Raw genomic sequence first — 20,732 nt, forward strand, 5'->3', positions numbered from 1 at the left:
TGTTTTACTGCGGCGGATTGTGGGGAAAATATATAAAAATATATGAGAAAATATTGGAGGAATCATTGATGGCTCAGTCATGCATTCACATTTACTGCGGAGACGGAAAGGGGAAGACCACTGCTGCCATGGGCCTGGCTCTGCGGGCAGCCGGGAGCGGCAGGAAAGTCCTTGTGGCACAATTTTTAAAAGACGGCAGTTCCTCGGAGCTGAAAATCTTGAGAGAGCTTCCCGGCGTTAAGGTGCTTACCTGTCCCCGGCAGTTTGGATTTTACTGGAATATGACGGAAGAACAGAAGGCGGAGGCAGAATGCTCCTATGAAGAATTGTTTGAGAAGGCGGCAGGGGCTGCGGTGGAAGAGGATATCTTTCTTCTGGTCATGGACGAGCTGATTGCCGCTTACAATCACGGCCTCTTGGATCGGGAGAGGGTTCTTGCTTTTCTAAGAGAAAAGCCGGAAGGCCTGGAGGTGGTGCTTACGGGACGGGATCCGGATCCGGAGCTTGTGAAGCTTGCCGATTACGTATCCGAGATCCAAAAGAAAAAGCATCCCTTTGACAAAGGCATTCCGGCTCGGGAAGGGATTGAATTGTAAAAAGTTTTGATAGGGCTGTCGTGAAATATGGCATCAGACGTTTCTGTATCCTGTGTTCGGACGGTTTGTGTACATTCTGTCTGCTCTGTACGGACATTGTAAAAGCAATCTCCGTCCATATCAGACAGCCTGTACGCAAACAGCCGGACACTGGATATCAGAAACGTCTGATGCCATATTTCACGGCAGCCTCAAATCAAGAGGCTTACTCTTCATCCTCCCACTGATAAGGAGTAAGCTGATATACATAATAATTGATCCAATTCGTATACAGCGTATTGGCATGGGCTCTCCACATCAGAGGAGGCCTTTTGCTGGTGTCATTTTCTTCAAAATAATCCTTGGGGGGCTGAATGGGCAGTCCCTTTTCCTTATCTCTCAGATATTCCTTCTCCAGCGTCCGCCGGTCGTATTCCGGGTGGCCGAAGACGAAAATTTTCCGTCCTTCCTCGGCCATGGCAATAAATACCCCGGCTTCCTGTGATTCCGCAAGGACGGTTAATGCCTTACAGCTGTGAATGGTCTTGGCGTCTACTGTGGTGTGCCGTGAATGGGGAGCCAGAAAAATATCGTCAAAGCCCCGGATAAGAGGCTCCTTCCGGTTCTGTACCTGATGGCGGTACAAACCGAAGAGCTTTTCGGGCAGAAGCTGCTTATTTAGTCCGTAATAATGATACAGTGCGGCCTGGGCCCCCCAGCAGATAAAGAAGGTGGAGGTAACATGAGTCTGGGCCCAGTCCATGATTTCCACAAGCTCCGGCCAGTAATCCACTTCTTCAAATTCCATCTGCTCCACAGGCGCTCCCGTTATGATAAGCCCGTCAAAGCGGCGTTTTTTTATCTGTGAGAAGGGCTCGTAGAATTTGTTGATGTGGCTCTGAGCCGTGTTCTTGGATTCGTGGGAGCTGACGGTCAGGAAGGTAATGTCAAGCTGCAAGGGCGTGTTGGACAGGGAGCGCAGAAGCTGAAGCTCCGTATCCTCCTTTAAAGGCATCAGATTTAAAATTCCTATTTTTAAGGGCCGGATATCCTGGTTTAAGGCTCTTGTCTCATCCATTACGAAGATATTTTCCTTCTCCAGTATGGCCCGGACAGGCAGGTCGCTTTGTACTTTGATCGGCATATGAATTCACACTCTTTCTTTTTTAATAAACTGCCCTTTGGAGCTGCCAGGGAATGAGCTCCAGGAAAATGGCTCAGCGGAGGGCAGAATCTGCTCATTAAAATACAGTTTATCACAAATAGGAGCATTGGAAAAGATATTTTGCGAGAATGCTTATGGATTTTTCACAGAATTCTAACGAGTGTCGTTCGTCTGCGGACGTGCAGACAATTTTTAACAAATTTTTTGGAGAAAATTTCTAAAATATAGGATTTTTTGAAGATTTCCTTTGACGCAGAGGGGGAAACCAGTTATAATGTTGCACATATAAATCTTGGGTGTAATTGTAGGAAGGACATATAGACAGCTGAAAGTATTGCTTAAGGAAGGATGGTCTTTCGGCAAAGTTTGACAGACAAAATCAAAAGATGGGAGAGAGACTTTGAAATATTACACACAGAAATTTGTTCCGGAATATACCATAACAATGACGCCTATGGGAAGGATCGCAGGCTTTCCCGTAAGGCCGGGGTTGTTTGATGTGAACGGGGCTATGGCCCTGCCGAATGGGGTAAGCTTTACGGTTCATACTCATTTTGGAACCTCCTGTGAGCTTTTGCTTTACTATGAAGGAGAGGAGGAGCCTTATGCGGTGCTTCCCTTTCCGGAGGAATATAAGATTGGCGACGTCTATTCCATGATTGTGTTTGGGCTGGATATTGAGAAGTTTGAGTATGCCTACCGGGTAGGAGGCCCTTATGAACCGGAGAGAGGCATGATATTTAATAAAAGATCGGTGCTTTTGGATCCTTATGCCAGGGTGGTCACCAGGCAGGGCCGCTGGGGAGAGCGCCGGAGCCGCGGTTACCGGGCCAGGGTGGTGAAGGATATTTTTGACTGGGGGGACATGCCACAGTCCTCCCGGGAGTTAAGCGATCTGGTTATCTATGAGCTTCATGTGAGGGGGTTTACCCAGCATCCAACCTCGGGAGTGGAGCACCGGGGAACCTTTGCCGGTCTGAAGGAGAAGATTCCTTATCTGAAGGAGCTGGGAATCAATGCAGTGGAGCTGATGCCTATTTTTGCATTTGACGAGACCATGAATTCCAGGGAGAAGGACGGCCACAGGCTCCTTGACTACTGGGGGTATAATTCCATTGGATTTTTTGCCCCGAATACCAACTATATCTCGGCCAAAGAGTACAACCGGGAGGGAACGGAGCTTAAGGAGCTTATCCGGGAGCTTCACGAGAACGGGATTGAAGTGATCCTGGATGTAGTCTTTAATCACACGGCGGAGGGAAACGAGCACGGGCCTACCTTCTGCTTTAAGGGCTTTGACAATAAGGTTTATTATATGCTGACGCCCGACGGGAATTATTATAATTTCAGCGGCTGCGGCAATACGCTGAACTGCAACCATCCCATTGTCCACCAATTGATTCTGGAGTGCCTTCGCTACTGGACAGTCAGCTACCGGGTGGACGGGTTCCGTTTTGATCTGGCGAGTATTTTAGGAAGAAATGTGGACGGTTCGCCAATCAGCAATCCGCCTCTCCTTCGAAGCCTGGCTTACGATCCCATTTTGAGCAAGGTGAAGCTGATTGCGGAGGCCTGGGATGCGGGCGGCCTCTACCAGGTGGGGCGTTTTCCCGCCAGTAAGCGGTGGGCGGAGTGGAACGGGAGATACCGGGATGCTCTTCGAAGCTTTCTGAAAGGGGAAAATCATGCGGCGAAGGAGGCGGCCTGGAGTATCGGAGGTTCGGGGGATCTTTACGGAGATCACCATCAAGGCGATCATGAGGAGTATGCAGGCTACAATTCCAGTGTGAATTTTTTCACCTGCCATGACGGTTTTTCTCTTTATGATTTGTATGCGTACAATGAAAAGCATAATGAGAACAACGGATGGAATAATACGGATGGATCGGATAACAACCGGAGCTGGAACTGCGGAGCAGAAGGGGAGACGGACGATCCGGAGGTTTTGAAGCTTCGATTTCAGATGATCCGCAATGCCTGTACCATCTTGATGTGCAGCCGGGGGACGCCGATGTTTCTGGCAGGCGATGAGTTTGGAAATACCCAGTATGGGAATAATAACAGCTATTGCCATGACAATGAAATTTCCTGGCTGAATTGGGAACTGCTGGAGAAGAACCGGGAGCTGTTTGAGTTTTTTAAGTTTATGATTGCGTATCGTCATAAGCACCCGGTGATTCGGAAGATTCTGCCGGGGGCGGTGTGCGGAATGGATCCGATTCATGCCCATGACGTTGATGCGGATAAGGTTATGATTCCGGATGGAGCAAGGACTTTTGGGATGAGCTTTGCTGGGTATGACAGGGAATCGGGACGGGATGATATCGTATATGTTGCGATTAATAGTTTTTGGGAGGACGTGAGGATTACGCTTCCTAAGGTTTATTGTTCTGGGGGATGGTATTTGTCGGTGAATACGTCCGGGGATGGAGAGGGGCGTTATTTTTACCGGAAAGGGGAAGAGGTTCGGATTGAAGGGGAGTTTATTATGAGGCCCAGATCGGTGGCGGTGTTTACGGTTCGGGAGTTTTGAGGTGTGTGTGCCTGCTGCAAAATAAGGAACTGCCGCAGATAAGCCGGAAGGCTTTTCCGCAGCAGCCCCCTATTTGGCGGCAGGCCATTTACGTTTTAGATGGTGTCGATTATTTTAGAGGCTTTTAGGGCTTGATCTATGATGTGGCGCTGGGCCGGTCCGATGGCGGCATCGGCAGGGAGAGTGAAGTCCTTGTGGTCTAGGAAGGCGTTGGAGAGCTGGTAGACATAGTATTCGGCGTCGGGCTGGACTTCGGCCAGGGTTTCGCCCTGGATACGCATGTCGCCGGTGTCGGTTTCGCGGCCGAGGCTCATGGCGGTGAGAGTTTCCAGCATGATGGCAAAGTGCTCCTCGTCCCAGGCGGATAGGTACATACATTTGCATAGGCCCTTGGTAAAGAAGGGGTAGTCGCTGTAACAGTCTAACAGCTCAAAGAATCGGGTCCGGTGTCCAGAGCTTTCAAATAGTTTTTCTTCGTCTAATGACAGGAAACAGCGGTCTTTCCAGTTCATATGCATTCCTCCCCAAAAAATTCTAATAACAAAATTTTACTCCATATAAAGAAAGAACACAAGAAATATTTGACTTAAAGCAGGGTTTAAGAAGTATAATGAAATTGATCTAGACAAAATAGATACAGGTGTGTGAAACGACTATTACAGTACTGGAAACCGTAATAGTTGTTTCATGCACAAATCAGTTTACAGACGCATGGTTAGGCGGCTGGAAATTGATTTAGATACAGGTGTGTGAAACAACTATTACAGTACTGGAATGGAGGCTATGAGTTATGAATTACAGGGTTTTGGGACGCACGGGGCTGAAGGTCAGCGAGATTGGCATGGGCTGTGAGGGATTTTTGGATCAGCCCTATGAGACGGTGAAGGCGTACATTGATCGTATGGAGGAGGCTGGTGTGAATTGTATTGATTTGTATACGCCGAATCCGGATTTCCGTTCGAATCTGGGACGGGCCCTGCGGGGGCGGAGAGAGAAGTTTGTGCTCCAGGCGCATCTGTGTACGATCTGGAAGGACGGGCAGTATAAGCGGACCCGGGAGCTTTCGGAGGTGAAAGAGGGGTTTGAGGATCAGCTCCGCCGTCTGGAGACAGACTATTTGGAGATTGGCATGATCCATTATGTGGATTCCATAAAGGACTGGGAGACGGTAAAAAACGGGGATGTGATAAAGTATGCACTGAAATTGAAGGAACAGGGAACGATCGGCTGCATCGGCATGTCCAGCCACAATCCGGAGGCAGCTCTGGCAGCGGTTATGAGCGGCCTGGTGGATGTTTTGATGTTCAGCGTCAATCCCTGTTATGATCTGCTTCCGGCCAATGAAGATGTGGAAGCTTTGTGGGATGAGAAGAATTATGAGAGGCCTCTGGTAAATATGGATCCTCAGCGGCAGGAGCTTTATGAGGTCTGCCAGAGAAAAGGCGTGGGCATCACGGTGATGAAAGCCTTTGGGGGCGGAGATCTCTTAAGCGCGGAGCTTTCTTTGGCAGGTAAGGCGTTGACTTCGTATCAGTGTATCCACTATGCCTTGACCCGTCCGGCTGTGGCCTGTGTCCTGGCAGGAGCCCGGTCAATGGAGGAGCTGGAGTCCAATATTGCCTATGAGACGGCAGGGGAGGAAGAGAAGGATTATGCGGCAGCCTTCGCCGCTATGCCGAAGATAAGCTGGCAGGGACATTGTATGTACTGCGGCCACTGCGCGCCCTGTCCCAAGGGAATCGATGTGGCTTCTGTGACAAAGTTTTTGAATCTGGCAAAGGCCCAGGGCAGTATTCCAGAGACAGTCCGGGAGCATTACGGGAGCCTTGCCCATAAGGCGTCAGAGTGTACGGCCTGCAGAGCCTGCGAGAAGCGGTGTCCTTTTGGAGTGCCGGCTGCAGAGAATATGAAGCAGGCGGCTGAGCTCTTCGGAGCGTAAATCAAACGGACATGCCGGCACAAAGCAGGCCCTCCGGGCTTGAGGGGCCATGTCCGCCTGGCTTGTTTCCCGCGAAAATAAAAGATAACAGAAAAGGCCGCCCAAAGGCGGTCTTTTTCGATACAAGATACCATAGGATTAAAAAAATGATTTGCAGCAGGGGCTGCGGATCCCAATTGAGAATCAAAAAGGATGTTAGACAGATGCCGAATATGCTTGACTATTTATCCCGTAAGGGAGATATTTCCCTTACGGAATCCCCCATTTCCCCTGTAGACGCTTTGCTCGTAAGCGCTTTATCCTACATACAATTCGATCACCTGATATCCGGGAATCCACTGGAAGCTCCAAGGCTTTCGGAGCTTTCCCAAATGTTCCAGGAACTCTCAAAGGAAGGGAAAAAAAGCCGCTTCCGGCATCCTTTGGACGAAACGCTTTTGGAGGCTATGGGAAAAAGCAGGCGCTTCGGTTCGCTGCGCCTTACAGGGGCCAGGGAGCTGACAGATGCGAAAAAGGAGCTTCAGTTTGCGGCTGTGGCGCTCCTTTTGGAGGATGGAGGGGCTCTTGCGGCATTCCGGGGAACGGACGGGACGCTGACCGGGTGGAAGGAGGATCTGAATATGAGCTTTCTGGATGTGATACCCGGGCAGCAGGCGGCCAGAGACTATCTCCAGGGCATCGGAAGGCTCTGCCCGGGGAAGCTCTATGCGGCAGGCCATTCCAAGGGCGGCAATCTGGCCGTCTATGCTGCCGTGCGAAGCGGGGAGGAGATAAGGGGCCGCATCGGCGGCGTCTACAATTACGACGGGCCGGGCTTTCGGCAGAAAGTGCTGGAGGATCCGGGATACCTGGAACTGCTGGATCGGATACATACCTTTGTTCCCCAGGGATCCGTGGTGGGAATGCTTTTAGAGCACGAGGAACCCTATCAGGTGGTGCAGAGCACAGAAGAAGGACTTCTTCAGCATGAGCCCTATTCCTGGGAGGTTTCAGGGGACGGCTTTGTGGAGCTTGGCCAGGTGACAGAGGGCAGCCGCATGGTGGATGAAACCATCAAAAGCTGGCTCGCCGGCCTGTCCGTCAAGGAGAGAGAGCATTTTATAGATACGCTCTTTGAGATTCTGGGAGCCTCCGGTGCAGAGCATGTGGGCGATCTGGCAAAGCCCGGAAGCCTCTTTGCGATCCTTAAGAAGCTGGGGGGAGAGGACGACGAGACGAAAAAGATGCTAATCCGCATTTTGATGCAGCTTGTGAAGGCGGCGGCAGGGGTTGTTTACCCAAATCTGCAGGATTGACCTGTTTTTATACAAAGCGTGCAGATTGACGGTTTGATCTGTTCCTCTGCTTTTTTATAATCTGTCCAAATACATAGGAAGATGGGGCTGCTGTCTTATTTTGCGGCAGCCCCGTAAAGGACAGAAGCAATGAACAAGCGACAGAGGAGAACAGGGGCCTGTCTGATTCTGGGAGGGGCGATGCTGTGCGTCCTAATCCGGACGAGAAGGCTCTGCCAGCCCTATAAGGAACAGGAGATAGCATTTTCCCTGGAGGAAAGCTTTTACAGCGAGGATCAGGAGCTTCAGCTGTCTACCCTTCTGGATTCGGATATTTATTTTACCATGGACGGGAGCCTGCCTGACAAAAACGCGCAGCTATACCGGGAGCCTGTCAAGCTTACGGCAGGGAAGGAGCCGAAGGCCGTTACCATCCGGGCGGCTGCTTACTATGGAGAAGGAGCGGCTTCTGAGATCTATACAAAAACCTATTTTCTGGGAAATGAGATAGAAGAACGGTTTTCTACAAAAATTGTTTCCATTACAGGGGAGCCGGAAAGCTTTTACGGCTATGATCAGGGCATTCTGGTGCCGGGCAGAATCCGCGACGAGTATGTTTTTGAAAATCCGGGGGTGGAATTTACCGATACTGCGCCGGCCAACTATAATTTGAGAGGTATGGAGTCTGAGCGGCCTGTCCATGTGGAGATCTGGGAGGCTGACGGCACAGAGATAGTTTCACAGGATATGGGCGTCCGTGTTTATGGAGGAACTTCCCGGGGAAATGATATGAAGTCGCTGCGGCTGATTGCCAGGAAGGATTACGGGGAAGGACGTATTTCCTATGAAATATTTCCGGAGTCTGTCAGCGACTGGACGGGGAAGCCCATAGCAGAGTACAAGCGTCTGGTGCTCCGCAACCACGGCAACGATCATGAGAAAGCCTACCTTCGCAACGAGCTTGGACACCGCCTGGCCAAAGATGCCGGATTCCTCGATACCCAGGAATTCTGCGGAGCGTCTGTCTGGCTGAACGGGGAATATTATGGATTTGAGTGGCTGGAAGAGAATTATGACCAGGTCTATTTTGAGACCCATTACGGAACAAAAAGCGGTGAAGGAAGCTGGCAGATCCTTTCGCCTCACCGGGGGAATGCCAATACTGATTTGGAGGATGAGGCAGAGGCCCAGGCAGCATGGGATTTTAACCTTATGTATGCATACCGGTATCAGGATCTTAGGGACGACCTTGTTTTTGCAAAGCTTGAGGAACAGCTGGATGTGGACAATTTTCTCAAGTACTGTGCCATTGAGATTTACCTTTCCAATCCGGACTGGCCCGACAACAACTGCAAGGCCTACCGCTGGCATGGGGCTGGCAATCATTATAACGGCCCCTATCTGGACGGCCGGTGGCGGTTTCTTCTCTACGATCTGGATGTGGGAATGGAGCGAACCGGATCTTCCCGGGCGGACAACCCGTCTCTGGGGGAGGTTCTCGGAGAGGAGGAGAGCAGCTGGAACCGGGAGGAGCCCCTTCTTCGGGCAATTCTGCAGAGAGAGGATATGAGAAAGCGTTTTACAGAGATTATGGAGGAGCTGATGGAGGGGGCTTTTTCCTACGAGCACGCCTGCCGGGTTATAGAAGGAATGCAAAGGGAAATGGAGAGGGAGCTGGAATTTCAGATGCGCCTTGTTTCACAGCAAAATGCAGAAGAATTTTTGGATGCAGAGGAAGCTTATCAGCATCAGAAAATGGTGTACGAGGAGGAAATAGAGAAGATTAAAGAATTTTTCCGCCTGCGTCCGGAAGTCATGGAAAAGGAGCTTATGAGACTTTCTTCCCCTTCTCGCGGATAAGGGACAGGAGGGAGGTTTCCAGAGTAAAGGAAATGCGCTCCTGAATGTCCTTGTGGCTTCCGGGATGCCGGGCTTTTAGGAAATCCTTGAGAATTCCCGAAAGGGCTCCGGCATAAAACTGGCAGAGGAACTGTCTGAGATTTTGTTCCAGGAGACAGCCCTCCTGCTTTTCCAGATTTGTAATAATGGAAGAGAGCAGGCGGATAAAATCCTCATAAAGAAATTCTCTCAGACCGTCATAGCCCAGAGAATCGTAGATGGAATTTAAAAACTGCCGGTTTGTGTCTATGTAATCAAGAAGAAACAGAATGGTGTCCTTGAAATCCCCATGGAGACCGCAGTCCAGAAAGATTTTAAGGGCCTCCTGATCCAGAATCCATTTTAAAAGCGCATAAATATCTTCAAAATGATAATAAAAGGTTTTTCTGTTAACGCCGCAGTCCAGGCAGATTTCGCTGACGGTAATTTTGGAAAAACTTTTTTCTCTCATAAACTTTCGAAGAGATCCGGCAAGCAGGCGTTTGGTATTGAGACTGGTCACTTCATACTGCATAGTAGTTCTCCTTTCCATTCATTATACGTTCCTTTTTCTGAAATTCAATGGTTAAATGGAAACTTTTGACCATCAATCTGATGTGTGGTACAATGAGCGTTAGCGAAAAGCGCAGGTCTGTAAATTGGGCCGGCAGGAGGAGTTAAGCATGAAGGATACCATTTTTTTAATCGGGTTCATGGGAGCAGGAAAATCCACCGTGGCAAAATGTCTGGAGCAAAATTACGGGCGGAGAATTGTGGAGATGGACGAGCAGATTGAAGCCCGGGAGCAGATGCCTGTTTCCAGGATTTTTGAGGAAAAGGGGGAGGAGTATTTCCGGGGACTTGAGACGGAGCTTCTGAAAGAGCTTGGAGAGGAGGAAAACCTTGTTGTTTCCTGCGGAGGGGGAGCGCCTCTACGTCCCTGCAATGTGGAGATTATGAAAAAGAACGGCAGGGTGGTTTTTCTGACGGCCAGGCCTGAGACTGTTTATGAGCGTGTGAAGGACAGCCATAACCGTCCTCTTTTGGAAAAGAATAAGAATGTATCTTATATTGAGAAGCTTATGGAGGAACGTAAGGAGCGTTATGAGGCGGCTGCGGATTATCTTGTCCCTACGGACGGGCGCACTGGGGAGGAGATCTGCCGGGAGATTATGAAAAAAATACAGGAGGGCTGCCGGTAGAAAGCGTGTTTCGGGAAGCTGGGAAGGCTCTTATCCCGTGACTTGCGGAAATGAATAAAAATTACAGAAAAAGTTTTAAAAAACTGGCAGAATTATCTATGGACAAATGGACTTCAGAAAGAGTATGATAAAAAAGGCGGTGCAAGCCGGAAAACAACAGACAAGGGCTGCCGGGGCGGCTTTTAAGGAGGATATCAGGTTGAGAAAGAAATCACATATTTCTTTGGCAAAATATATTGTGGAGGATATGCATGTGCCGGAGCTTGAGGCTCATCGGAAGGCTTTTTATCTTGGAAGTATTCTTCCGGACTGCAAGCCCTCGTTTCTGACGAAGCGCCATGAGTTTGGGGCAACCTTTGATCTGGTGACGGATGAGATTCGCAGGCTGTCTGAAAGAGAAGGCCGTGAGAGATCGAATCTCAGAGCTTATATGCGCCATCTGGGAGAGGTCATTCATTATCTGGCGGATTATTTTACCTTTCCTCACAACAGTACTTATGACGGGAATCTGAAGGATCACTGCTTTTATGAGAAGGAATTGAAGTTTCAGCTTCGGGACTATGTGAGAAGCGGCGAGGCCTTTCGGGATCGGATTGAAGCCTGGCGTTTTACTACGCCGGAGGCCATCGTGAACTTTATCCGGAACGCCCACAGGGAGTATCTGAGCCGGAAGCGCAATGTCCAGGAGGACTGCCGCTATATTGTCCGCATCTGCCATCAGGTAGTGCAGGCCATTCTGAACCTGGCAGGCTGCTGCCGGATCGAGACGAGGCTTTCTGCGGCATAGAAAGAGATTGAAATGAGAGAGAGGGGGTGCTGCCTTTGCAGCAGCCCCTTTTTAAAAGAAGCGCATGTCAGCCGGTTTTGGATGACATGCGCTTTCCTGTTTTGGAGGTATCCGTGAATACAGATCCCTGTCTTATTTTATGATGGAGGAAGGGATGTAGCCCTCTATCTTTTGGTCATTCTGGGTAAAGGAAATTTTCGTCCACTTTTGTCCGTCCTCTCCCGTTACCTCCTTTAGGATAGTCACCTTTGAGCCGTTGGCCAGGGTGGCCCGGATGTCTGCGTAGGGTGAAGCATAGGTGCGTACCTCGGCTACTGCAGACGAATTGTTATTGGAATTGGAGCCTGAGGAATTCCCCAAGGAAGAGGAACCGCCTGTGGTGCCGCCCAAGGTCACAAGGTCGCTGCGGATATAGCCCTTTAGGGCCGAGCCGTTATAGGTATAGGAGATTTGATACCACTTCCTTCCGTCGGAACCGGTGGTCTCCGAAAGGATGGTGACGCTGGTGCCGGCCGGAAGCTTGGAACGGATGTCTCCGCTGGTGGAAGCATAGGTACGGATGTTGGCCACGGCAGGCTTTACTGTGGCAGGCGTATTGGCAGCGCCTCCGGAGGAGCCGCCGGAAGAATCGGAGCCGGGCTTGTCGGAGCTCAGCAGATCCGAGCGGACATAGCCTGTTAAGCGGCTCCCGTTCTCCGTGTAGGAGATCTTATACCAGACAGCGCCGTCGTCTCCTGTCTTGGAAGAAATCAGCGTAACCTGTGTTCCCCTGGGAAGGCCGGAGCGGATATCGGCATTTGGAGAAGCGTAGGTGCGTATCCGGGCGCTGTCTGTATTGATGTACCGGGTGCCGGACACATCGGTGGAAGTGGAGCCGGTGCCGCCGGGATTGGTGTCAACCAGGAGATCGCCCCGGATATAGCCGTCCATGGCGGAGCCGTTCTTGGTAAAGGATATCTTATACCAGGTTCTTCCGTCGTCAGATCCTGTCTTGGAGGAGAGGACGGTCACGCTGGAGCCTTTTTCCAGCCTGGAACGGATATCGGCATTGGTGGAAGCGTAGGTTCGTATAATGGCTACAGGCGGCTTCACGTAACGGGTGGAGCCGGAACCTGCCGGCGTATTGGAGGAGGTATTTCCTCCGGAGGAACTGCCAAGAACAGCGCCCGATACATTGACGAGATCGGCGCGCACATAGCCTTCCTTTGCGTCTCCGTTGTAGGCAAAGTATACATTGTACCACTTGAGGCCGTCGTCTCCCGTAGTGTCGGAGAGAATGGTGACCTTGGTGCCCTGGGTCAGCTTACACACAATGGAAGAGCTGGTTGAGGCGGAGGAACGGACGTTTAAGATACGGTTTTTCACAGTGCCCGTCGCCCGGGCAGCCTGGGAGCGAAGTCCCGGTCCCAGCGGCGTTAAGAATAAGGCAAGCATCAGCAGTATGGTAAGAAAGCTTCTGCCTTGCTTACAGATTGATTTTGTTGACATAAAAATACCCCCTGTTATCTTCGGTTTTTATCAAGGAATCCTTTTGTTGGCTTTTGTGTCCCCAATGGAACACGATTACGACATATTTTTCGTCTTGAATATAAAAGGATACTATTCCCAGTATAAGCATACTTGTCCCAAAATGCAAGAATCAGAAAGCAGTATTAAGAAAATATTCAGAATTATGTTAACAGAGTAAGCCCAGAGATATCGGAGTCAATGACCAGGGAATAGTTTGTATAGTAAACCACAAAGCCCGGTTTGGCTCCGGCCGGTTTTTTGACATGCTTTTTCTCTACATAATCAATCTCTGTCTTTTCCCCTTCCCGGTTCTTGGAGTAGTAAGCAGCCAGACGGCCGGCTTCCTCAAAAGCCCGGTCCGGCACCTGCTGTCCTTCACTTTTTAAGATTACATGGGAGCCGGCCGTTCCCTTGGCGTGGAACCACCAGTCATTGCCGGAGGCGAATTTGAAGGTCAGCTCGTCGTTCTGGAGATTGTTTTTTCCCACATAGATATGAAAGCCGTCGCTGGAGAGATAGTGAAAGGGCTTTGAGGTAATCTTCGGCTTTTTATCCTGGGTTCTACGCTTGCGGATATAGCCGGATTCCATCAGCTCCTCGCGAATCTGCACCAGATCCGCTTCTGACAAGGCAATGTCAAGGGCCTGGCTGACGGATTCCAGGTGGGCCGTCTCTTTTGCGGTCTCTGCAAGAAGCTCCGTGACGGCCTCATAAGTCCGCTTCAGCTTGCCGTATTTGTCAAAATATTTTTTTGCGTTCTCCTGGGCGCTCAGCTGGGGATCCAAGGGAATGGTAACGGTCTCGCTGGTGTAGTAGTTGAGAGCCTCCAAAGAACTGGCGCCTTCCTCCAGGTTGTAGCCGTAGGTGTGGAGCAGTTCCCCGTAAATCTTGTATTTCTCCCGTTTTTCCGTGTCTTTGAGCTGTCTCGACTGGAGATCGTACTTTTTGCGGCTGCGTTCCAGGGCAGTCTGTACGATTTTCCGGAGATCCGAAGATTTCTGGCGGATTCGGGTGATGGCATTTTTGGAGGCGTAGTAGGTCTCTAAAAGAGCGGAGATGCTCTCAAAGGACTGTGCTTCAAGCTCCTCATATACCGTTAGGGGAAGGGCGGCAAATTCCACGGGCTCTTTTCCCCGGAAGCGGATCTGGGGGGCAAACCGTTCCTCCCGTATATCCGTTAAGACACGGGAAAGCTGATGCATCAGCATCTCCTTCTGGTTCGCTGTAAGGGTCTGGGGCTGGCTGCTGGAATCCAGAAGGGCTCTGTGGCACAGCTCTTCCGCCATCACGGGAGAAAATCCGGTGAGGGTGGTGTAAAGGGCCTTGCCAAGAGGCAGGGGTTTTGCACAGACCGCTTCAAGCATAAGCTCCTCCGGGACCGTGAGAGGATCCAGCTTTTCCTGTGTGGCCGGAATAAAATAGGCGCGCCCCGGGAGCACTTCCCGGACGGAGCTGACAGCGGAGGATATGTGCTTGATGCTGTCCAGAATCGTTCCGTCCTCCTTGCAGAAGATGAGGTTGCTGTGCTTTCCCATAAGCTCCACGATGAGCAGCTTGCGGCAGAGATCCCCAAGCTCGTTTAAATGTTCAATCTCAAACTGGATAATCCGCTCCAGGGAGGGCTGACGGATATCCGTGATTTTCCCTCCGTTTAAGTGCTTGCGCAGGAGCATGCAGAAGCCCGGCGCCGTCATGGGGCTTGGCTTGCTGCTCTCGGTGAGATAGAGTAAGGGCAGGCTTGCGGAAGCGGAGATGAGAAGCCGGTACTGGTTTTTGTTATTTTTTATGGTCAAAAGAAGCTCGTCTGCCTCCGGCTGGGCGATCTTGGAGATCCGCCCGCCTACAAGAGCTTTGGAAAGCTCCGCCCGCAGACTTGCAGTCGTAATGCCGTCAAATGCCATGTGAAACTCCTTTCCTGTTGAATGCTAACAGTATAGCATGAAAGAATCTATGTTTCCATAAATTTTTTCAACACCGATTGCGCAAAGCCGCCGGATGAATTAAAATCAGATTAGGAAGAAGAGTAAAAAATTCAAGAGAAAGGAAGAAACATACCATGCTGAAAGAAAAAATGGAGCAGTTGGGAATCAGGCAGGCCCTGGAAGAGCTGGGCTACGATTATGACGAGATTTTTGGAGGATTGTCCCGGGAGCTTATGGAAGTCTATGCATCCTACTCTTGGCAGAAAATCACCTGCATGAAGGATGGAATCCGCTCCCACTATGTCATTCACGCAGTTCCTTCAGAGGAGCTTTTAAAGGATCACCCCTGGGAGGAATGGTTCTTCCAGGACAACAAGCCCCATCACCACGTACTTTTTACAAAAAAGCAGGACTGCTGCGACAGGGAGATTTTCATTCCAAAGGACGACAAGGAGCATCCGGCAAAGATATGCGGCAGAGACTGGTATTACTATGAGGATGAAAACAGCCTGCCCTATCTGGCACAGAAGTAAGAACGGAAAGAAGGATAAAAGGCAATGGAACAGGAGGTGCAGGGCATGAGATTACCGGGACAGGCGCTTAAAGTTACAAAGGAAGAGGCGGCAGGCTTTCTGCCGGAGCGTCCCTGGGACGGGCACAAGGGCACCTTTGGAAAGGTCTGTGTCGCGGGAGGAAGCGTCGGGCTTACCGGCGCGCCGGTTCTGGCGGCTTTGGCTGCGGCCCGGACAGGAAGCGGCCTTGTCTATGTGGGAGTTCCCCGGGAAATATATCCGATGACGGCGGCGATGTGTCTGGAGGCCATGCCTTACCCCCTGCCGGATCGGGAAGGCATGATCACAGGGGAAGCGTATTTTAAAATTCTGGAGCGGCTGAATGCCTGCGATGCCGGGCTGATCGGGCCGGGGCTCGGAAGAAGCCAGGAGCATGTAATCCTGCTTAAGCGTCTCCTGGAGCAGTCAGAGATTCCCCTGGTGCTGGATGCCGACGCCCTCTACGGGATACGGAATCACAAGGAGCTCTTAAAAGCCAGGGAAGAAAAGGGCCGGGTGACGATTCTGACGCCCCATGAGGGGGAGTTTGCCTATCTGGGCGGAAGTCTGGAAAGAGGAGGGAAAGATGTCCCGGCAGTCCGGGAGCAGCGGATGCAGGAGCGAATCCGGGCTGCGGAGGCATTTGCGGCAAAGACAGGCTGCATTCTGGTGTTAAAAGGGCCCGATACGGTGACGGCGGCTCCCGACGGGACTGTTTTTGTTAATTCCACCGGGAACAGCGGAATGGCAAAGGGCGGAAGCGGCGATGTCTTAGGCGGAATGATCCTCTCCCTGCTGGGACAGGGGATGGAGCCGGTAAAGGCGGCCGCACTGGCCGCGTGGCTTCACGGATACGCAGGAGATCTGGCAAAGGAAGAGCTGGGAGAATTCGGGATGCTGCCAAGGGATATGATAGAGCGGATTCCCAGGGCAATTTGTTCTTTGCAGAAACACTTGTTGATTTGAAGCATTTATGTTATGGTAAGGGGAGCGAAAAATACGTTACTGTCCGTTCCGTGCCCAGCAACACACCTGGGGCAGTATTGGAATATAAAAACAAGACAATGAGGTGACAGACATTGAAATGGAAGAAATACACCTTAAAAACCACGACGGAGGCAGAAGATATCATCAGCAATATGATGATGGAAGCAGGCATTGAGGGAATCGAGATTGAAGATAAGGTGCCCCTCTCAGAGCGTGACAAGGAGCAGATGTTTGTGGATATCCTGCCGGATATGCCGGAGGACGACGGCGAAGCCTATATCAGCTTTTATCTGGAGCCGGAGACGGATGAGCAGGCAGTGCTTGACCGGGTAAAGGCCGGATTGAAGGAAATACAGACCTGGGGGCTGTCAATCGGCGAGGGTACGCTCACATCCTCCGAGACAGAGGACAAGGACTGGATCAACAACTGGAAGGAATATTTTCACCAGTTTTATGTGGACGATATTTTGATAAAGCCCTCCTGGGAAGAGACGAAGCCGGAGGATCGGGACAAGCTGCTGATCCAGATTGATCCGGGGACGGCCTTCGGCACGGGAATGCACGAGACCACACAGCTGTGCATCCGCCAGATCCGCAAGCACCTTACGGACCATACAGTACTTCTGGACGTGGGAACGGGAAGCGGCATTCTGTCCGTTATCAGCCTCAAGCTTGGGGCAGAGAAGGCAAAGGGAACGGATCTTGATCCCTGTGCCGTGGATGCCGTAAGAGAGAATCTGGAGGCAAACGCCATAGACCCCGGTTCCTTTGAACTGCGGATTGGAAATATTATTGACGATCAGGAGGTGCAGGACTGGGCCGGATACGAATGCTATGACATTGCTGTGGCAAATATTCTGGCAGAGGTTCTTGTTCCTCTGACCCCTGTAATCCTTAAGCACTTAAAGCCCGGCGGAATCTATATTACCTCCGGTATCATTGACGATAAGGAAGAACTGGTGGTAAAGACCGTGAAGGAGTGCGGCTTCGAAGTGCTTGAGGTAACTTATCAGGGAGAGTGGGTTTCCGTGACAGCCAGGAAGCCCTGACAGCCGGAATGGAAATAGATTCAGACAAGGAAAAAGGGAGCGTTTATGCATCATTTTTTTACAGAACCGTCTCAGATTGGAGAAAAGGAAATCAGAATAACAGGATCCGACGTGAATCATATCCGTAATGTGCTGCGGATGCGTCCCGGCGAGGAGGTTCTTGTAAGCGACGGGCAGGGAAGGGATTACCGCTGTAAGCTTACGGATATCGCCGATACGTCCGTTACGGCCTCCATTATGTGGCGCCTTGGCGGGAATGCCGAGCTGCCTTCCCGGATCACCTTGTTCCAGGGTCTTCCCAAAGGGGACAAGCTGGAATATATTATTCAGAAATGCGTGGAGCTGGGAGCGGTCAGAATTGTTCCGGTACAGACAAAGCGCACGGTGGTAAAGCTGGATGCGAAAAAGGAGCAGTTAAGGAGAAAGCGGTGGACGGCGATCGCCGAGAGTGCGGCCAAGCAGTCCGGACGGGGCATTGTGCCGGAGATCGGGGCAGTTACAGACTTTTCCCAGGCCCTTGCGGAAGCGGCGGATCTGGATGTCTGTCTGATTCCCTATGAGCTTGCCCGGGGAATAGAGCATACAAGGGAAGTGTGCTCCTCCATTATGCCTGGGCAGTCTGTGGGGATCTTTATCGGGCCGGAGGGCGGCTTTGAGGAGAGTGAGGTTCGGGCGGCTATAGAAGCAGGGGCAGAGCCTGTTACCCTTGGAAAGCGGATTCTGCGTACAGAGACGGCGGGAATGGCTTTGATTTCGGTGCTGGCTTATCTTCTGGAACATGAGGAAGAGGAGTAAAGTTCCATCCTGCAGTGCTGCGGACTTCAATAAAGAAAGGAAACAAAAAGAAGCATGGAAGTATATTTGGATAATTCCGCTACCACCCGCTGCTATCATAAGGCGGCCCAGAAGATGTGCCGCCTTATGACGGAGGACTACGGCAATCCCTCCTCCCTTCACTGCAAAGGGGTGGAAGCAGAGCGGGCGATCCGGGAAGCGAAAAAGATCCTGGCCGGCAATCTGAAGGTTCAGGAAAAGGAGCTGTATTTTACATCGGGAGGTACAGAGAGCGATAACCTGGCTCTCATAGGCTGTGCCTTTGCCAATCAGAGGGCCGGGAAGCATCTGATTACCACGTCCATCGAACATCCGGCCGTACTGCAGGCCATGAAGTATCTGAGTGAGCAGGGCTTTCGGATCACCTATCTTCCGGTAGATTCTTACGGTGTTGTCCGCCTTGCGGATTTGGAGGAGGCCCTCTGTCCGGACACGATTCTCGTTTCTGTGATGTATGTAAATAATGAGGTGGGTTCCCTGCAGCCCATAGCAGAGATTGGCAGGCTTTTAAAAAACAGGGAAAAGCCCATACTGTTCCATGTGGACGCAGTCCAGGCTTTTGGAAAATATGTGATTCACCCAAAGAAGCTGCATGTGGATCTGCTGTCCGTGAGCAGCCATAAAATTCACGGCCCTAAGGGAATGGGGCTGCTCTATGTGGGAGAGGGCGTGAAGATACGTCCCCTTCTCTATGGAGGCGGCCAGCAGAAGGATCTCCGCCCTGGTACAGAGAATGTGCCGGGAATCGCAGGCTTTGGGGAGGCTGTAAGAGAGATTTATACAAACCTTGAGGAAAAGAGAGAGCGGCTTTACCGGATAAAGGAGCAGTTTGTAAAAGGCGTGTCAGAGCTTGAGGGAACGGTGCTCAACGGGAAAGCGGGGGAGGAGGGTGCGCCTCATATTGTCAGCGTCAGCTTTGAGGGGGTGCGCAGCGAGGTGCTTCTCCATGCCCTGGAGGAACGGGAAATCTATGTTTCTTCCGGATCGGCCTGCGCTTCCAACCATCCCTCAGTCAGCGGGACGTTAAAGGCCATGGGGATAAAAGAAAAGCTGCTTGATTCAACCCTTCGTTTCAGCTTCAGTGAATTTACTACGGAGGATGAGATTTCTTACTGCCTGGGGGCCTTGGGAGAGCTGCTTCCTATGCTCCGCAGGTTTCGAAGGCATTGAGATGCAGGGGAAGATATAACAGGGAAAGAAGGAGCGGTATATGTTCAAAGCGTTTTTGATTAAATATGGAGAAATTGCAATTAAGGGGAAAAACAGATATCTGTTTGAAAATGCCCTGTTGGCACAGATCCGCCATGCCTTAAAGGACGTGGAGGGTTCCTTTCTTGTGACAAAGGAGCAGGGGCGGATGTATGTGGAAGCCCAGGGAGACTATGACTTTGAGGAAGCGGTGGAGGCCTTAAAAAGGGTGTTTGGAATCGTGGGAATCTGCCCGGTTGTGATTCTGGAGGACGAGGGCTTCGAGCGTCTGGCAGAGGAGGTTGTGAAGTATCTGGGCTCCTGTTACGGGGAATGCGATAAAACCTTTAAGGTTCACGCCAGAAGGGCGCGCAAGACGTATCCGCTGCAGTCTATGGAGATAAACGCACAGCTTGGAGGGCGGATTCTTGAGTGCTTCCCGGGGATGAAGGTGGATGTGCATCATCCGGAGCTGATGCTTTATGTGGAGATCCGGGAGCGGATCTATCTCTATTCCGATGTGATTCCCGGGCCTGGGGGAATGCCTGTTGGAACCAACGGCAAGTCTATGCTGCTGCTTTCCGGCGGGATTGACAGTCCAGTGGCCGGGTATATGGTGGCCAAGCGCGGCGTGAAGATTGACGCGGTGTATTTTCATGCGCCGCCTTATACCAGCGAGAGGGCGAAGCAGAAGGTGGTAGATCTGGCGGCTAAGGTTGCCCGGTATGCAGGGCCTGTTTATCTGTATGTGGTGAATTTTACGGAGATTCAGCTTTATATTTATGAGAAATGCCCCCATGAGGAGCTGACGATTATTATGCGGCGGTATATGATGCGGATCGCAGAGCGGATTGCAGAGAAGACGGGGTCTTTGGGGCTTATCACCGGGGAGAGCATCGGGCAGGTGGCCAGCCAGACGGTGCAGAGCCTGGCGGCTACCAATGAGGTGTGCACGATGCCTGTTTTCCGGCCTTTGATTGCTTTTGATAAGGAGGATATCGTGACGATCTCTAAGCGCATTGATACCTTTGAGACTTCGATTCAGCCCTTTGAGGATTGCTGTACGATTTTTGTGGCGAAGCATCCGGTGACGAAGCCGAATGCCGCAGTGATCCGGAAGTCGGAGCTGAAGCTTTCGGAGAAGATTGACGCTATGGTGGATGAGGCGGTTGAGACGGCGGAATTGATTGTTGTTGGATGACAAAGCAGACAGCGCACATAAGGCTCCTCTGGACAGATGTGTTTAGAGGAGCCTTTTTTTGCTGTATTAAAAGAATTATCGTTTGTATTTTATAAAATTTTCCCCACTTATAAAATCGTGTGAAATACTTTTTTGATA

18 protein-coding genes are annotated in these 20,732 nt (G+C 51.1%); 13 read left to right on the forward strand and 5 right to left on the reverse strand.

Translation table 11 applies throughout. The annotated features are described in order from the left end of the window. The first annotated feature begins 68 nt into the window (after positions 1-68). Entirely contained in the window at positions 69-596 is a 528-nt protein-coding gene (locus tag VV089_RS03710) for a cob(I)yrinic acid a,c-diamide adenosyltransferase (protein WP_334335001.1), read from the forward strand. A 205-nt stretch (positions 597-801) separates the two neighbouring features. On the opposite strand, the gene metA is transcribed toward VV089_RS03710, so the two are convergent. Beyond that, positions 802-1,719 carry a homoserine O-acetyltransferase MetA gene (gene metA, locus VV089_RS03715; RefSeq protein ID WP_334335002.1) on the reverse strand — a complete coding sequence of 306 codons (918 nt, stop codon included), beginning with the start codon at positions 1,717-1,719 and terminating at the stop codon, positions 802-804. A 466-nt stretch (positions 1,720-2,185) separates the two neighbouring features. Here metA and VV089_RS03720 point away from each other — a divergent pair, with 466 nt between their 5' ends. Beyond that, a complete protein-coding gene (locus VV089_RS03720; protein WP_334336203.1) occupies positions 2,186-4,273 on the forward strand; it encodes a glycogen debranching protein in 2,088 nt (695 codons plus the stop codon). Between the two features lie 95 nt (positions 4,274-4,368). Here the strand turns inward: VV089_RS03720 and VV089_RS03725 are convergent, their stop codons facing one another. Further along, entirely contained in the window at positions 4,369-4,785 is a 417-nt protein-coding gene (locus VV089_RS03725) for a hypothetical protein (RefSeq protein ID WP_334335003.1), read from the reverse strand. Between the two features lie 278 nt (positions 4,786-5,063). On the opposite strand from VV089_RS03725, the gene VV089_RS03730 reads away from it, so the two are divergent. The 3 genes from VV089_RS03730 to VV089_RS03740 all read left to right on the forward strand — a co-directional run bounded on the left by VV089_RS03730 (position 5,064) and on the right by VV089_RS03740 (position 9,346). Further along, a complete protein-coding gene (locus VV089_RS03730; RefSeq protein ID WP_334335004.1) occupies positions 5,064-6,212 on the forward strand; it encodes an aldo/keto reductase in 1,149 nt (382 codons plus the stop codon). A gap of 203 nt (positions 6,213-6,415) precedes the next feature. Further along, entirely contained in the window at positions 6,416-7,507 is a 1,092-nt protein-coding gene (locus VV089_RS03735; protein WP_334335005.1) for a DUF2974 domain-containing protein, read from the forward strand. 129 nt (positions 7,508-7,636) lie between these two features. Then, the gene (locus VV089_RS03740; RefSeq protein WP_334335006.1) at positions 7,637-9,346 is read left to right on the forward strand and encodes a CotH kinase family protein; all 1,710 of its coding nucleotides are present in this window, start codon (positions 7,637-7,639) and stop codon (positions 9,344-9,346) included. On the opposite strand, the gene VV089_RS03745 is transcribed toward VV089_RS03740, so the two are convergent. Continuing rightward, positions 9,315-9,899 carry a TetR/AcrR family transcriptional regulator C-terminal domain-containing protein gene (locus VV089_RS03745; protein ID WP_334335007.1) on the reverse strand — a complete coding sequence of 195 codons (585 nt, stop codon included), beginning with the start codon at positions 9,897-9,899 and terminating at the stop codon, positions 9,315-9,317. The two genes, VV089_RS03740 and VV089_RS03745, sit on opposite strands and share 32 nt — an antisense overlap. 148 nt (positions 9,900-10,047) lie before the next feature. Here VV089_RS03745 and VV089_RS03750 point away from each other — a divergent pair, with 148 nt between their 5' ends. Continuing rightward, positions 10,048-10,566, forward strand: coding sequence for a shikimate kinase (locus tag VV089_RS03750; RefSeq protein WP_334335008.1), 519 nt, complete (start codon positions 10,048-10,050; stop codon positions 10,564-10,566). A 199-nt stretch (positions 10,567-10,765) separates the two neighbouring features. After that, a complete protein-coding gene (locus tag VV089_RS03755; protein ID WP_334335009.1) occupies positions 10,766-11,353 on the forward strand; it encodes a zinc dependent phospholipase C family protein in 588 nt (195 codons plus the stop codon). A 132-nt stretch (positions 11,354-11,485) separates the two neighbouring features. Here VV089_RS03755 and VV089_RS03760 read toward each other — a convergent pair whose 3' ends face one another. Further along, the gene (locus VV089_RS03760) at positions 11,486-12,841 is read right to left on the reverse strand and encodes an SH3 domain-containing protein (RefSeq protein WP_334335010.1); all 1,356 of its coding nucleotides are present in this window, start codon (positions 12,839-12,841) and stop codon (positions 11,486-11,488) included. Positions 12,842-13,023: 182 nt separating this feature from the next. Next, positions 13,024-14,763, reverse strand: coding sequence for an Rqc2 family fibronectin-binding protein (locus VV089_RS03765; protein WP_334335011.1), 1,740 nt, complete (start codon positions 14,761-14,763; stop codon positions 13,024-13,026). 155 nt (positions 14,764-14,918) lie between these two features. On the opposite strand from VV089_RS03765, the gene VV089_RS03770 reads away from it, so the two are divergent. The 6 genes from VV089_RS03770 (at position 14,919) to thiI (ending at position 20,594) form a co-directional block, all read left to right on the forward strand. Next, positions 14,919-15,317 (forward strand): hypothetical protein, encoded by a 399-nt coding sequence (locus tag VV089_RS03770; protein WP_334335012.1) that lies wholly within the window; start codon positions 14,919-14,921, stop codon positions 15,315-15,317. A gap of 45 nt (positions 15,318-15,362) precedes the next feature. Then, on the forward strand, positions 15,363-16,301 hold the full coding sequence (locus VV089_RS03775; RefSeq protein WP_334335013.1) for an NAD(P)H-hydrate dehydratase: 939 nt from the start codon (positions 15,363-15,365) through the stop codon (positions 16,299-16,301). A 113-nt stretch (positions 16,302-16,414) separates the two neighbouring features. Continuing rightward, positions 16,415-17,371, forward strand: coding sequence for a 50S ribosomal protein L11 methyltransferase (gene prmA, locus VV089_RS03780; protein ID WP_334335014.1), 957 nt, complete (start codon positions 16,415-16,417; stop codon positions 17,369-17,371). Between the two features lie 45 nt (positions 17,372-17,416). Next, on the forward strand, positions 17,417-18,166 hold the full coding sequence (locus tag VV089_RS03785; RefSeq protein ID WP_334335015.1) for a 16S rRNA (uracil(1498)-N(3))-methyltransferase: 750 nt from the start codon (positions 17,417-17,419) through the stop codon (positions 18,164-18,166). 54 nt (positions 18,167-18,220) lie between these two features. Continuing rightward, positions 18,221-19,375 carry a cysteine desulfurase family protein gene (locus VV089_RS03790; RefSeq protein ID WP_334335016.1) on the forward strand — a complete coding sequence of 385 codons (1,155 nt, stop codon included), beginning with the start codon at positions 18,221-18,223 and terminating at the stop codon, positions 19,373-19,375. Positions 19,376-19,415: 40 nt separating this feature from the next. Further along, complete coding sequence (thiI, locus tag VV089_RS03795; RefSeq protein WP_334335017.1) at positions 19,416-20,594, forward strand: tRNA uracil 4-sulfurtransferase ThiI; 1,179 nt, start codon at positions 19,416-19,418, stop codon at positions 20,592-20,594. Positions 20,595-20,732: the final 138 nt, after the last annotated feature.

Origin of the sequence: Candidatus Merdisoma sp. JLR.KK011, from assembly GCF_036941125.1 — a bacterium.
In the GTDB taxonomy this organism is placed as follows: domain Bacteria; phylum Bacillota; class Clostridia; order Lachnospirales; family Lachnospiraceae; genus Laedolimicola.